At 65.2% G+C, this 11,799-nt stretch carries 13 protein-coding genes; 9 read left to right on the top strand and 4 right to left on the bottom strand.

Going from position 1 to position 11,799, the window contains the following annotated elements; genetic code table 11:
* The first annotated feature begins 6 nt into the window (after positions 1 to 6).
* A complete protein-coding gene (locus EN846_RS13755) occupies positions 7 to 192 on the top strand; it encodes a DUF2065 domain-containing protein (RefSeq protein ID WP_127283655.1) in 186 nt (61 codons plus the stop codon).
* Between the two features lie 144 nt (positions 193 to 336).
* Entirely contained in the window at positions 337 to 1,854 is a 1,518-nt protein-coding gene (locus tag EN846_RS13750) for a DegQ family serine endoprotease (protein WP_127283656.1), read from the top strand.
* Positions 1,855 to 1,899: 45 nt separating this feature from the next.
* On the opposite strand, the gene EN846_RS13745 is transcribed toward EN846_RS13750, so the two are convergent.
* Together EN846_RS13745 and serB are read right to left on the bottom strand one after the other, a co-directional pair.
* Positions 1,900 to 2,472 carry a GNAT family N-acetyltransferase gene (locus tag EN846_RS13745; RefSeq protein WP_127283657.1) on the bottom strand — a complete coding sequence of 191 codons (573 nt, stop codon included), beginning with the start codon at positions 2,470 to 2,472 and terminating at the stop codon, positions 1,900 to 1,902.
* Positions 2,469 to 3,356: a phosphoserine phosphatase SerB gene (serB, locus tag EN846_RS13740; protein WP_127392108.1), complete on the bottom strand. Its 888-nt coding sequence runs from the start codon at positions 3,354 to 3,356 to the stop codon at positions 2,469 to 2,471. Before serB ends, EN846_RS13745 begins: the two co-directional genes overlap by 4 nt.
* On the opposite strand from serB, the gene miaA reads away from it, so the two are divergent.
* Both miaA and EN846_RS13730 read left to right on the top strand, forming a co-directional pair.
* A complete protein-coding gene (miaA, locus tag EN846_RS13735; RefSeq protein WP_127392110.1) occupies positions 3,346 to 4,311 on the top strand; it encodes a tRNA (adenosine(37)-N6)-dimethylallyltransferase MiaA in 966 nt (321 codons plus the stop codon). The two genes, serB and miaA, sit on opposite strands and share 11 nt — an antisense overlap.
* A gap of 127 nt (positions 4,312 to 4,438) precedes the next feature.
* The gene (locus tag EN846_RS13730) at positions 4,439 to 5,230 is read left to right on the top strand and encodes a GGDEF domain-containing protein (RefSeq protein WP_127392107.1); all 792 of its coding nucleotides are present in this window, start codon (positions 4,439 to 4,441) and stop codon (positions 5,228 to 5,230) included.
* A 161-nt stretch (positions 5,231 to 5,391) separates the two neighbouring features.
* On the opposite strand, the gene EN846_RS13725 is transcribed toward EN846_RS13730, so the two are convergent.
* Positions 5,392 to 7,221: an ATP-binding protein gene (locus tag EN846_RS13725; protein WP_127392109.1), complete on the bottom strand. Its 1,830-nt coding sequence runs from the start codon at positions 7,219 to 7,221 to the stop codon at positions 5,392 to 5,394.
* Positions 7,222 to 7,373: 152 nt separating this feature from the next.
* On the opposite strand from EN846_RS13725, the gene EN846_RS13720 reads away from it, so the two are divergent.
* From EN846_RS13720 to EN846_RS13710, 3 genes are read left to right on the top strand one after another with little or no spacing between them, the layout of a single operon-like run.
* Positions 7,374 to 7,940, top strand: a complete 567-nt coding sequence (locus EN846_RS13720) for an XRE family transcriptional regulator (protein ID WP_127392106.1) — start codon at positions 7,374 to 7,376, stop codon at positions 7,938 to 7,940.
* 4 nt (positions 7,941 to 7,944) lie between these two features.
* Positions 7,945 to 8,253: a hypothetical protein gene (locus tag EN846_RS13715; RefSeq protein ID WP_127392105.1), complete on the top strand. Its 309-nt coding sequence runs from the start codon at positions 7,945 to 7,947 to the stop codon at positions 8,251 to 8,253.
* Positions 8,254 to 8,305: 52 nt separating this feature from the next.
* On the top strand, positions 8,306 to 8,857 hold the full coding sequence (locus EN846_RS13710) for a GNAT family N-acetyltransferase (RefSeq protein WP_127392104.1): 552 nt from the start codon (positions 8,306 to 8,308) through the stop codon (positions 8,855 to 8,857).
* Here the strand turns inward: EN846_RS13710 and EN846_RS13705 are convergent.
* Positions 8,828 to 9,715 (bottom strand): LysR family transcriptional regulator, encoded by an 888-nt coding sequence (locus EN846_RS13705; RefSeq protein ID WP_127392103.1) that lies wholly within the window; start codon positions 9,713 to 9,715, stop codon positions 8,828 to 8,830. The genes EN846_RS13710 and EN846_RS13705 overlap by 30 nt on opposite strands.
* Before the next feature lie 97 nt (positions 9,716 to 9,812).
* Between EN846_RS13705 and EN846_RS13700 the strand changes: the two genes are divergently transcribed.
* Together EN846_RS13700 and EN846_RS13695 are read left to right on the top strand one after the other, a co-directional pair.
* Complete coding sequence (locus tag EN846_RS13700) at positions 9,813 to 10,979, top strand: gamma-butyrobetaine dioxygenase (protein WP_245478194.1); 1,167 nt, start codon at positions 9,813 to 9,815, stop codon at positions 10,977 to 10,979.
* Positions 10,976 to 11,566 (top strand): HD domain-containing protein, encoded by a 591-nt coding sequence (locus tag EN846_RS13695; RefSeq protein ID WP_127285085.1) that lies wholly within the window; start codon positions 10,976 to 10,978, stop codon positions 11,564 to 11,566. Before EN846_RS13700 ends, EN846_RS13695 begins: the two co-directional genes overlap by 4 nt.
* The last annotated feature ends 233 nt before the right edge of the window (positions 11,567 to 11,799 follow it).

Raw genomic sequence — 11,799 nt, 5'->3', positions numbered from 1 at the left:
CGGCCGGTGCAGGATTTTCTCGCGGCAATGGGCCTGGTCCTCGTCGTCGAGGGCCTGGTCTATGGCGGGTTTCCGGGCTTGGCCAAGAAGCTCGCCACCGAGGTGCTGTCGATGCCGGAGACCGCGCTGCGCATCGCTGGACTGGCGGCGATCGCCATTGGCGTCGGCATCGTCTGGCTGGTGCGCGGCTGACGAAAATTTCTTGGTGCCGGCGTAACGGACGATTTATCCTCTGCCGATAGCCATAGCCGCAAACGTGCCGTATTTCTTGCCAACATGACGCAACGCGGCGTTTTTGCGGAAGCGCTTTCTTTCAGAAACACCGGGAGGCCCTCGATGACACCCAACACCCTTCTGCGCGTGGCCAGGCGGACGCTCGTCGCCGGCGCAGCGGCGCTGCTCGTCGGCACCTTCCTTGTCCCGTCCACCGTGACGCCGACCGTCGCCGCCGACGGACCGGCTTCGGTTGCCGATCTTGCCCAGGGCCTGCTGGGCGCCGTCGTCAACATCTCGACCTCGCAGACGGTGAAGGGCTCGGAAGGACCCGGCGCGGTGCCGATGCCGCAATTGCCCGAGGGCTCGCCGTTCCAGGACTTCTTCGACGACTTTTTCAAGAACCGCGGCGGCGACAAGGGCGGCGGCGCCCAGAAAGTGCAGTCGCTGGGCTCCGGCTTCGTCATCGACGCCGAGCAAGGCATCGTGGTCACCAACAACCACGTCATCGCCGATGCCGACGACATCGAGGTGAATTTCTCCGACGGCGTGACGCTGAAGGCGACGCTGGTCGGCACCGACACCAAGACCGACGTCGCGGTGCTGAAGGTCGACCCGAAGGGCCACAAGCTGACGGCGGTGAAGTTCGGCGATTCCACCAAGATGCGCGTCGGCGACTGGGTGATGGCGATCGGCAATCCGTTCGGCCTTGGCGGCACGGTGACGGTCGGCATCGTCTCGGCACGCAACCGCGACATCAATTCCGGCCCCTATGACGACTTCATCCAGACCGACGCCGCGATCAACCGCGGCAATTCCGGCGGTCCGCTGTTCAACAGCCTGGGCGAGGTCATCGGCATCAACACGGCGATCATCTCGCCGTCGGGTGGCTCGATCGGCATCGGCTTTTCCATTCCCTCGCAGCTTGCCTCGGGCGTCGTCGACCAGCTTCGCCAGTTCGGCGAAACGCGGCGCGGCTGGCTCGGCGTGCGCATCCAGCCGGTGACCGACGACATCGCCGAAAGCCTCGGCATGGCGACCGCCAAGGGCGCGCTGGTGGCCGGCGTCATCAAGGGCGGGCCGGTCGACAACGGCACGATCCTGGCCGGCGACGTCATCATCAAGTTCGACGGCAAGGACATTCACGAGATGCGCGACCTGCCGCGCGTCGTCGCCGAAAGCCCGGTCGGCAAGGCGGTGGACGTGGTCATCGTGCGCAAGGGCGTCGAGCAGACGGTGAAGGTGACGCTCGGCCGGCTCGAGGACGGCGAGAAGCTGGCCAGCGGCGAGGACGGCAGCAACACCGACCAGGACAATGGCGACAAGGCGCCCGCGGTCTCGACGGCGGCCGTGCTCGGCATGACCATCGGCGAGCTCAATGACGAGACTCGGACCAAGTTCGGCATCGCCGCCGACGTCTCCGGCGTCGTCATCACCGACGTCACCAAGGATTCGGCAGCGGCCGAGCGCGGCATCCAGCCCGGCGAGGTGATCACCGAGATCGCCCAGGAATCGGTGGCGACGCCCAAGGACGTCATGGACCGCATCGGCGCGCTGAAAGAACAAGGGCGCAAGAACGCGCTCCTGATGCTGGCGTCGAAGACCGGTGAGTTGCGGTTCGTGACGATCCGGATGGATTGAGTCCGGAAAATCGCGCAATCGACTGAGTTTCAATGAAAAGGGCGGCTAACGGGCCGCCCTTTTTCGTGCCTGCCAGTCATCGCGCGCCAGCCTGTAGAAGACATGCCGCTTGAGCGCCGGATGACTGTCCGGGATGTCGGGATGATCGAAGTCGCGCGCCGGATCGGCGCTCATGCCGAGGCGCTTCATGACGGCGGTGGAGCGGTGGTTGTCGGCCACGGCGAAGGAGACGATCTCGTCGCGGTCGAGCGTCTCGAAGCCAAAGGCGAGCCAGGCCTCGGCCGCCTCGGTGACATAGCCCTTGCCCCAGAATTCGGGCGCCAGCCGCCAGCCGATCTCGATTGTGTCGGAAGGCATGGACGGCACGTGATCGGTCTCCAAGAGGCCGACAAAGCCGATGCATTCGCCCGTCGCCGCGATCTCGGCGGCGGCAAAGCCAAAGCCATCCTCGGCGATCCAGCCGCGAAATTCATCCATTTTGGCATCCGTCTCGGCGCGGTCGCGGCGGAACGGAAAGAATTCCATCACCTGCTCGTCAGAATTGATGCGATGGAAGAGCTCGCGATCACGATCCTCCCAGTTGCGCAGGATCAGGCGCTCGGTGCGCATCGGTTTCATCCGGCAAACTCCTCCTGGCGATAGCCTTGCAGATAGAGCAGCGCCGTCAGGTCGCCATGGTCGATGCGGACCTTGGCATCCGCCGCCACCGAGGGCTTGGCATGCAGCGCGACGCCGGTGCCGGCCAGGCGGATCATGTCGAGGTCGTTGGCGCCGTCGCCGACGGCAAGCGCGTCGGCAGGGGTGAGACCAAGCCGGGCGGCGATCTCGAGCAAGGCGTCCGCCTTGGCGGCCCGCCCGAGGATCGGCTCGGCGACCAGCCCGTTGAAACGGCCATTCTCCTCGATCAGCCGGTTGGCGCGGTTCTCCTGGAAGCCGAGCATCGCCGCGATGCGGCTGGTGAAGACATTGAAGCCGCCGGACACGAGCGCCGTCCAGGCGCCGTTGGCCCGCATGGTGCGGACCAGCGCGAGGCCACCGGATGCCAGCGTCAGCCGGGTCTCGATGAGTCGATCGACCACGGCGGTATCGAGGCCTTTCAGCAGGGCGACGCGCTCGCGCAGGGCCGGTTCGAAGGCGATCTCGCCGTTCATTGAGCGCGCGGTGATCGCCGCGACGCGATCCTTGACGCCGATCTCGTCGGCCAGTTCGTCGATGCACTCCTGGTCGATCATCGTCGAATCCATGTCGGCGATGAGGATCTTCTTGCGCCTGCCATCGGCCGGCTGGACGATCACGTCGACCGGTTCCGGGGCGAGCGCGACGCGCAGGGCGGCGGCCGCTTCAGCGGCGTTCGCCGTTTCCGGCAGGACGAGATCGCAGGCGACGTCCTCCGCCAGCCAGCGAACAGCGCTTGCACCGACCGACCGTGAGGCCATATTCGCAAGCGTGGCCGAGACAGCGCGGCCTTCGGGATGGGACACAAGCGTGGCGATCAGCGGCATCGAGACTTCCGGACAGGCGGGCGAGGGCCGCGTGAAGAACGCGATCCTGATAGCCGGGCCGACCGCCAGCGGCAAGTCGGCGCTTGCGCTGGACCTCGCCGAGCCCCACGGCAGCATTATCGTCAACACCGATTCCATGCAGGGCTATTCGGTGCTCGACGTGCTGACGGCACGGCCAAGCCCCGCGGACCTCGCCCGTGCGCCGCATTTTCTCTACGGCCATGTCCATCCGTCGGTCGCCTATTCCACAGGCGCCTGGCTGCGCGACGTGACGAAGCTGATCGACGATGGCGTGCTCGCCGAACGGCCGGACGGCACGTTCGTCGAACGGCCAGTGATTTTTGTCGGCGGCACCGGGCTCTATTTTCGCGCGCTTGCCGAAGGGATTTCGGATATGCCCGAGATTCCGCCGGCGATCCGCGACCGCTGGCGCTACGAACTCAAGGAACAGGGCGCCGAGAGGCTGCACCGCATCCTGATGCGCGAGGATTCGGCGGTCGGCATGCAGCTCAGGCCGACCGACGGCCAGCGCATCGTGCGCGCGCTGGAGGTGCTCGACGCCTCGGGCCGTTCCATAGCCGAATGGCAGGCGGCGCGGGGCCGGCCGCTGATCGACCGCGACAGCGCGCGGTTCCTGGTCATCGAACCGGATCGCGCGGAGCTGGTCGGGCGGATCGAGACGCGGTTCGACCGCATGCTGGACATCGGCGCCCTGGACGAGGTCAGAGAGCTATTGGCGCTCAACCTCGATCCGGATCTGCCGGCGATGAAGGCAATCGGCGTGCGCGAGCTGCAGGCGGCGATGGCTGGGCAATCAAGCTTCCCCGAAGCGATCGAGCGCGCCAAGATTGCGACGCGGCAATATGCCAAGCGCCAGGCGACCTGGTTCCGCCATCAACTGGGTCCGGAATGGCGGCGATTGCATGCGGCCGACGCTGCGATGGCCGCGATCTGATGCCCCGCCGCTAATGCAATCACGAAAGTAAAACAAAAACCGGACATTCTCGCTCAGGTTGTCCGGATTAACCCTCCGTAAGGCCCTGCATGGCATAAGGTCCTTTGGGTAGTTCCACGGGGAGCAGATGCGTTTCCACAAGGCGGAATCCGCATTTTTCGTCTTTATTTTCGTGATCCTGGCGGCCGGCCTGGTGACGCTGCATGCCTATGGTTTGCTGCAGGCCATCGCGACCGATCTGGACTCGGCTTCCCGCGTTGAAAAGATCGTCTACCTCAACAAATTGCTGTTCGCGACCGGGGTGCTCCTGGCGACCGCGCTGTTCTTCGGCGTGTTCTTCATCTACCCGCTGATCCGCAGGCAGGCGACGGAAGAGGGCAAGCTGCGCGCCATGACGGTCTCGCTCAGCGCGCGTTCGGAAACGCTGGAGCACGCGGCCCTGACCGACGGGCTGACCGGCATGCAGAACCGGCGCTATTTCGATGACGCGCTGAAAGAATATCTCGAGGAGTTCCGTCGCATCGAGAAGCCGGTCGGGCTGATGATCCTCGATCTCGACCATTTCAAGCAGGTCAACGACACGCATGGCCACGATGTCGGCGACGAGGTGCTGAAGGCGGTCGCCGGCTGCCTGAAGGGCATGACACGCTATCACGACGTGGTGGCGCGGCTCGGCGGCGAGGAGTTCGCCGTGGTGACGCCGAACATGGACGCCGAACTGCTGGCCAAATTCGCCGAGCGCATTCGCAAGGCGATCGCCAACATGTCGGTGCTGTCCGGCAATGTCCGCCTCAAAATCACCACCAGCGTCGGCCTCGCCGTCTGGGACCGCAAGGAAACGGCCGAGGACTTTTATCGCCGCGCCGACCGCCAGCTCTATGAGGCGAAGAGGCAAGGCCGCAACCGCGTCTGCGCCTAAAATCCCGGAGCGAATTCATGAGGCCGGCCCTCTGACTCGGCCTTCTCGACTTCCGGTGCTCACGGACTCATGTCCGCTCCGGGTTCTCGAAAGCCGCGCCATTCAATCCGGCCTGATGAATTCTCTCTCGGGATTTCTCCGAACTTCCGAAGAAGAAGAGATCAATCGTTCTGCGGGCGCATGCCGAAGGTTGCGGGCTTGAGGCCGTAGCGGGTGTCGAAGTCCTCGTCCGGCTGCATGCGCGGGGCGGCGGGCTTGCGGTAGTCCGGGTCGCCGGCCTGGCGAGCGGTGTCGACGACTTCGGCGAAGGCCATCTGCTGCTGCGGCTTCGGCACGTTGCGCAGCCGTTCGACGATCGCGGCGAGATCGACGTCTTCGCCGGTTTCGGAGGGCACCGCCTGCTCGCGCGTGCCGGTGCCGGGGATGAGTTCCTGCGCCAGTTTCTCGAACTTCAGCCGCATCGTCGTCGCCACGCCTTCGCCGAAGGCGATGGCTTCCCGCTGGCCCATCGAGGACAGGAAGGCCAGCGTCGAGGCGGACGAATCGGCGATCGCCGAACGGATGATCGCCTGGTCCTGCTCGTTGGCCAGCCGCATGGCGAAAAAGGTCGAGCACTGCGACAGGATGGTCGGGTCGAGCTCGCCCGGACGCTGGGTGACGACGCCGAGATAGCAGCCGTATTTGCGGCCCTCCTTGGCGATGCGCGACAGCGCGTGCCTTGTCGGCGCGAAACCGAGGCGGGGATCGGCCGGCATATAGCGATGCGCTTCCTCGCACAGCAGCAGCAGCCGCAGCCGCCCCTCGCTCCACAGAGCGAGGTCGAACGCCAGGCGCGCCAGCACCGAGCAGACGGAATTGACCACCTCGGACGGCATGCCGGCCATCTCGAAGCAGGTCACCGGACGGCCGTGGTTCGGCACGCGGAAGATGTTGCCGATCGTCTCGTGGATGGTGTCCTCGATCAGGCGCGAGTTGAACATGAAGCGATAGCGGGGATCGGACGCCGCCGATTCGATGCGCGTCTTGAGCGATTTCAGCGTCGGGCGGTCGTTCTTGCTTTCGAGCATGCCCATGCGCTCGTCGATCTGCTTGATGAGATCGGCGATGCGGTAGGGTACCGGCGTATCGGCGGTCAGCGCGTCGCTGCCGCGCCGCAGATAGGTTCCGGAGCCCGGGTTGCGATAGAGGTTCTTGGCGGCGGGGATGAGATCGCGCAGCACATCGACTTCCTCGGGCTCCGTCTCGCGCCCGCGAAACAGCACCTCGGCGAACTCTTCCAGCCTGAACATCCAGAAGGGCAGGTCCAGCGTCTTGGAATCGACCCTGACGCAATATTCGGGCAGCGAGGCAGCGAACTCATTGTGCGGGTCGAGGATGAGGATGCGAAGGTCCGGCCGGGCCTCGATCGACTTGCGCAACAGCAGCGACACGGCGGTGGACTTGCCGACGCCGGTGGTGCCGACGATGGCGAAGTGACGCGCCAGGACATCGTCGATGGCGATGTTGGCGTCGATCGCCTCGTCCTGAGACAGCGTGCCGATGGTGATCGAATGTCGGCCGGCGAGATCGTAGACCGCCTGCAGGTCGCGGCTGCGGATGCGGTGCGCAATGGCGCCGATATGCGGATAGGTGGTGATGCCGCGGTCGAAGACGGGCTTGGCGCCGGGCTCGGCGCCGTCGCGCACCTCGCCGATCAACTCGATGCTGACCTCGATCGGGTTCTGCCCCTCATTGCTCCAGGCGCGGTCGGACTTGCCGATCGCGTAAACGAGGCCGACCGTTCGCGTCGAGCCGAGGTTGATCGAGATCATCTTGCCGACGGTCCACAGGCCGGTGATCGCGCCTTCGATATCGTCGGCATAGGCGCCAATGGTGGCGCGCGCGCCATCGCATTGCACGACATTGCCGAGAATGCGCTTGTCGCTCTGCTCCCTGTTGCGACGCTCCTGCGAGGTCGCTTCTCCAACGGAGACTTCGCGTTCGACAAACATAGATGGCATGATCCCCATTCCCTCGGGATGCAACCTACACAGATGAGGTTAAGCCGGGGTGAGGTCGGATGGTGTAGGCGCCGTTAAGCCGACCGCGAAAATTCGATCGAACGCCGTCTTTCATTCCATGTCGAGTTCGCTATATTGAACGAATGAATGATATAGCGAACGACATTTCATCCAGCCTCGGCAGCCGGATACGCTCGGAACGGACCTTGCGGGGCTGGTCGCTGGCGGAGCTCGCGCAACGTTCCGATGTGTCGAAGGCGATGCTCAGCACCATAGAGCAGGGCAAGACCAGCCCGACCGCGGCGCTGCTGGTGCGCATCGCCGCGGCCTTCGGCATGACGCTGTCGACGCTCATTGCCAGGGCGGAACTCAAGGGCGGCGGCCTGCTGCGCGAAGGCGAGCAGCCGGTGTGGCGCGATCCGGACACCGGCTATCTCAGGCGGCATCTCTCGCCGGCTTCCGACATGCCGCTCGAACTGATCAAGGTACGCTTGCCAGCGGGGCAGAGCGTCAGCTTTCCGGCGGCGTCCTACGCCTTCATCAAGCAGCAGATCTGGCTGATCGGCGGGAGGCTCGATTTCACGGAAGGCGACGTCGTGCACAGTCTGCGGCCCGGCGACTGCCTGGCGCTCGGCGCGCCGTCCGACTGCACCTTCCATGCGCCGGGACCGGACGCCGCCGACTATCTCGTCGCGCTGGTCAGAGGCTGACGGCATGGCTCGACGTCCCCGACGCTCGCACAATGGCGGGCCGCCGCTCGACGACTATGACGGCCCGCCCTGGGGCAAGGGCGACGCCTACATTTTCCTTGCCTGGCAGGCGGCCCACGCCAAAGCCTGGAAGGCGCCCAGCCGCGACGTCATGCTGATGCGGCTGGAGCGAGCCGAGCGGCTCGGCCTGACCTATGAGGAATACACGCTCGAAATCCTCGAGCGCGGCCGGCATCTCGGCGAAGACGACACCGAGCGGATCGCCGAAATCCGCCGCGCAAGGAAGCGAAGGCGGTTCAGCCATCTGGCGTGACACAGCTCTTCGCCGCGTCGCAGACATTCATTCCAAGGGACACTCCGCCAACATGACTTCCACAGAAATCAACATCCTGCGCCAGGACGCCGAGACGGAAAAACTGCTGGCCGCGCTTCTGGTCGAGACGGTGGCTGCCGGCGGGTCGGTGAGCTTCATGCACCCGCTGGCGCAGGATGCAGCGGAGGCCTTCTGGCGGAAGTCGCTTGCCGCCGCCGCGCTGGGCGAACGGGTGGTGCTGGGCGCATGGGATGGCGATGTCCTTGCCGGCACCGTCACCTTGCTGCTCGACTTTCCTCCCAACCAGCCGCACCGGGCCGAGATCGCCAAGCTGATGACCCGCGTCGATCGTCGCGGCCAAGGCGTGGCGACCCGACTGATGCGGGCCGCGGAAGACATCGCCGTGGAGCGCGGCCGCACCTTGCTGGTTCTGGACACGGCAAGCGAGGAGGGTGCCTCCGGCCTCTACGAGAGGCTCGGCTTCACGCTGACCGGCGAAATCCCCGACTTCGCGCTGAAGCCGCATGGCGGATTGACCGGCACGCTAATCTACTGGAAACGGACCGGCGCAAGCCTACAGAGCGCCGATTCCGGCAAGGCGTGACAGCAGCCACAGACGAAAATCCTGCTCGGCCTGGGTCAGCCCCGCTGCCGAAGCGCGGGTCAGGAAATGGCCCGAGCTGCTGGAGAGCTCGAAGCCGGAAAGCGCCACAAGCGCCTTTCCGGCAAGCGCGGTATCGATCAGCGGCCTGGAGCCCAGCAGGGCGCCGGCGCCGGCCTTGGCCGCCTCCATGGCGGCAACGAAACTGTCGAAGCGGTGCGAACGCCCGGTATGTCCCGGCACGCCAGCAGCGCTAAACCATTCGGCCCACATCTCGCGCGCGCCGGCGACCAGAAGCAAGGGCAGGGACGTCCAGTCCGCATTGCCGGCCAGGGCCGGAGAGGCGACCGGCACCAGCCGCTCGACGGTCAGCCTGTCGGCCTCGCGCCCGGGGAAGTTCCCGTTGCCGAAGCGGATGTCGAGCGTCGAGCCCGGCTGGTCGTAGTCGGCGGGACGATGAATGGTCACCACGTCGAGCTGGATCCGCGGCAGGGCTCTCGCCAGGTCGGGGAGCGCAGGCACGAGCACCAGCAAGGCAAAGGAGATCGGCACCCGCACCGTGACGGTCTGGACGGCGCGCGGCTCGAACAATTCCGTGGTGCTGTTGCCGATGGTGGCGAAGGCCGACTGGATGTGGGGAAGATAGGCGGCGCCCTCCGGCGACAGCGCCACACCGCGGGCAAGACGCACGAACAGCCTGGTTTTCAGCCGTTGCTCGAGGGAGCGAATGTGCTGGCTGACAGCCGCCTGCGTCAGGCCGAGTTCGGCCGCCGCGGCGGTGAAGTTCGAAAGCCGCGCCGCCGCCTCGAAGCTGCGCAACCAGTCGAGCGGAGGCAAGGCGCCGGCAATTCTTCCAGCCATTAGAATTCTATAGCCATAGTCTGCAAAATCATAATTTGAGTTATGACTACGAAGTCAGCATCATGCAACCCGAAACCCTGCGGATGCCGTGGGAAAGATGGAGCTGCTGGACATGCTGACCAAGGCGCTGATCGGCGACGACGGACGAACGGTCGAACTGAGCTGGGACAACGGGATGCGCACCCGCTTTCACGCCATGTGGCTGCGCGACAATGCATTGGACGACAAGACGCGCAGCGCCGGCAACGGTCAGCGCCTGATCACCATTCTCGACATTCCGGCCGGGACGCGGATCGCGGCGGCTTCGGTCAAGGGCGGCGCACTGGAGATCAGCTTCGTCCCCGAGCAAAAGACCGTCAGTTTCCCGGCAGGCTGGTTGTACGCGCATGCCTATGACCGTGTCGAACTGCGCAAGGGAGGCTGGACGGCCGACGTGGTTCAATGCTGGACAAGGGCGACGATGCAGAATTCGGTGCCGCGCGCGGCATATGCGGCCGCCAGCCACGATCGCAGCGTGCTCAGGGAATGGCTTTCGGCAGTGAGGACTTACGGCTTTGCGGTGATGGATGGCCTGCCGGCGGAGTCGGGGGCGCTGTGCAAGGTGTCCGACCTGTTCGGTTACATCAGGGAGACCAATTACGGGCGCTGGTTCGAGGTGCGCGCCGAGGTCAATCCGAACAATCTCGCCTACACCAATCTCGGCCTGCAGGCGCATACCGACAATCCCTACCGCGATCCGGTGCCGACGCTGCAGATCCTGGCCTGCATCGAGAACACCGTCGAGGGCGGCGAATCTACCGTAGTCGACGGTTTCGCGGTGGCGGCCGCGCTGCAGGCCGAAGATCCGCACGGGTTCCGCCTGCTGAGCTCCTATCCGGCACGCTTCGAATATGCCGGCTCGTCGGGCGTGCGTCTGCAAGCCAAGCGCCCGATGATCGAGCTCGGCCCGGATGGCGAACTGCTCTGCATCCGCTTCAACAACCGCTCGCTGGCGCCGACGGTCGACGTGCCGTTCGCCGAGATGGACAAATACTACGCGGCCTATCGCCGGTTCGCCGAGCTGATCGAGGATCCCGGCTTCGAGGTGACCTTCAAGCTGGAGGCTGGGCAGGCCTTCATTGTCGACAACACCCGCGTCATGCATGCGCGCAAGGCGTTTTCCGGCTCGGGCAAGCGCTGGCTGCAGGGCTGCTACGCCGACAAGGACGGGCTGTTGTCGACGCTGGCGGCGATCGAGCACGATTTCAGGGAGGCGGCGGAATGAACGGGCAGGCGCTGAACAGCGGCAACATCGTCGAATTCATCGCCGACATTTTTGAGCGACGCGGTGCCGAATCCTATCTCGGCGAGCCCGTCACCATGTCGGAGCACATGCTGCAGGGCGCGTGGCTGGCCGAGCAGGACGGCGCGCCGGACGAACTGGTGGCGGCGGCATTGCTGCACGACATCGGCCACTACACCAGCGAGTTCGGCACCTATTCGCCCGACGATGTCGAGGACAAGCATCACGACGAGGCGGGCGGCGAGGTGCTGGCGCCGTTCTTCCCGCCGGTCATCGTCGAATGCGTGCGGCTGCATGTCTCGGCCAAGCGCTATCTGTGCGCCACCGACCCGACCTATTTCGGCAAGCTCTCGCCGGCCTCTGTCCACACGCTGTCGCTCCAGGGCGGGCCGATGAGCGCCGAGGAGGTGGCCGAGTTCCGCAGGAACCCGTTCCATGAGGAGGCGGTGCGCGTCCGCATCTGGGACGAGGGCGGCAAGGTCGCCAACATGAAGACGCGCGCCTTTCGCGACTACGCGCCGCTGCTGGAGCGGGTGGTGAGGAAGTTCGCGGCGGAAAAGGCCGCGTGATGCTCGGCGATAGAGGCCATTAAATCGCGATGCATTTCAGAGCTGAGAGTCCTTGCCGACAATAGTGGTTACCTGAAAGACTAGAGATGCTTCCGTGCAACACTCTGGCCGGCGATTGCAAGTCTTGAAAGAACGCCTCTTGCGTCAAATCTGCCGCGAGCCTAGAGAAGCCGCCCATTCCTAATCCGTCTTCCGAAGGAGACCTGTCAATGTCCCGGCAATCCAGATCGACA

This window comes from Mesorhizobium sp. M4B.F.Ca.ET.203.01.1.1 (genome assembly GCF_004791025.1).
In the GTDB taxonomy this organism is placed as follows: Bacteria; Pseudomonadota; Alphaproteobacteria; order Rhizobiales; family Rhizobiaceae; genus Mesorhizobium; species Mesorhizobium abyssinicae.
The sequence above is the reverse complement of the archived record's forward strand: the minus strand, read 5'-3'. Positions and strand labels throughout refer to the sequence as shown.

What these genes read in the sequence shown, in the direction of transcription:
- EN846_RS13750 (WP_127283656.1), top strand. Translation starts at nt 337, where the DNA reads ATGACACCCAACACCCTTCTGCGCGTGGCCAGGCGGACGCTCGTCGCC.
- EN846_RS13745 (WP_127283657.1), bottom strand. Translation starts at nt 2,472, where the DNA reads ATGAAACCGATGCGCACCGAGCGCCTGATCCTGCGCAACTGGGAGGAT.
- serB (WP_127392108.1), bottom strand. Translation starts at nt 3,356, where the DNA reads ATGCCGCTGATCGCCACGCTTGTGTCCCATCCCGAAGGCCGCGCTGTC.
- EN846_RS13730 (WP_127392107.1), top strand. Translation starts at nt 4,439, where the DNA reads ATGCGTTTCCACAAGGCGGAATCCGCATTTTTCGTCTTTATTTTCGTG.
- EN846_RS13725 (WP_127392109.1), bottom strand. Translation starts at nt 7,221, where the DNA reads ATGTTTGTCGAACGCGAAGTCTCCGTTGGAGAAGCGACCTCGCAGGAG.
- EN846_RS13720 (WP_127392106.1), top strand. Translation starts at nt 7,374, where the DNA reads ATGAATGATATAGCGAACGACATTTCATCCAGCCTCGGCAGCCGGATA.
- EN846_RS13715 (WP_127392105.1), top strand. Translation starts at nt 7,945, where the DNA reads ATGGCTCGACGTCCCCGACGCTCGCACAATGGCGGGCCGCCGCTCGAC.
- EN846_RS13710 (WP_127392104.1), top strand. Translation starts at nt 8,306, where the DNA reads ATGACTTCCACAGAAATCAACATCCTGCGCCAGGACGCCGAGACGGAA.
- EN846_RS13705 (WP_127392103.1), bottom strand. Translation starts at nt 9,715, where the DNA reads ATGGCTGGAAGAATTGCCGGCGCCTTGCCTCCGCTCGACTGGTTGCGC.
- EN846_RS13700 (WP_245478194.1), top strand. Translation starts at nt 9,813, where the DNA reads ATGGAGCTGCTGGACATGCTGACCAAGGCGCTGATCGGCGACGACGGA.
- EN846_RS13695 (WP_127285085.1), top strand. Translation starts at nt 10,976, where the DNA reads ATGAACGGGCAGGCGCTGAACAGCGGCAACATCGTCGAATTCATCGCC.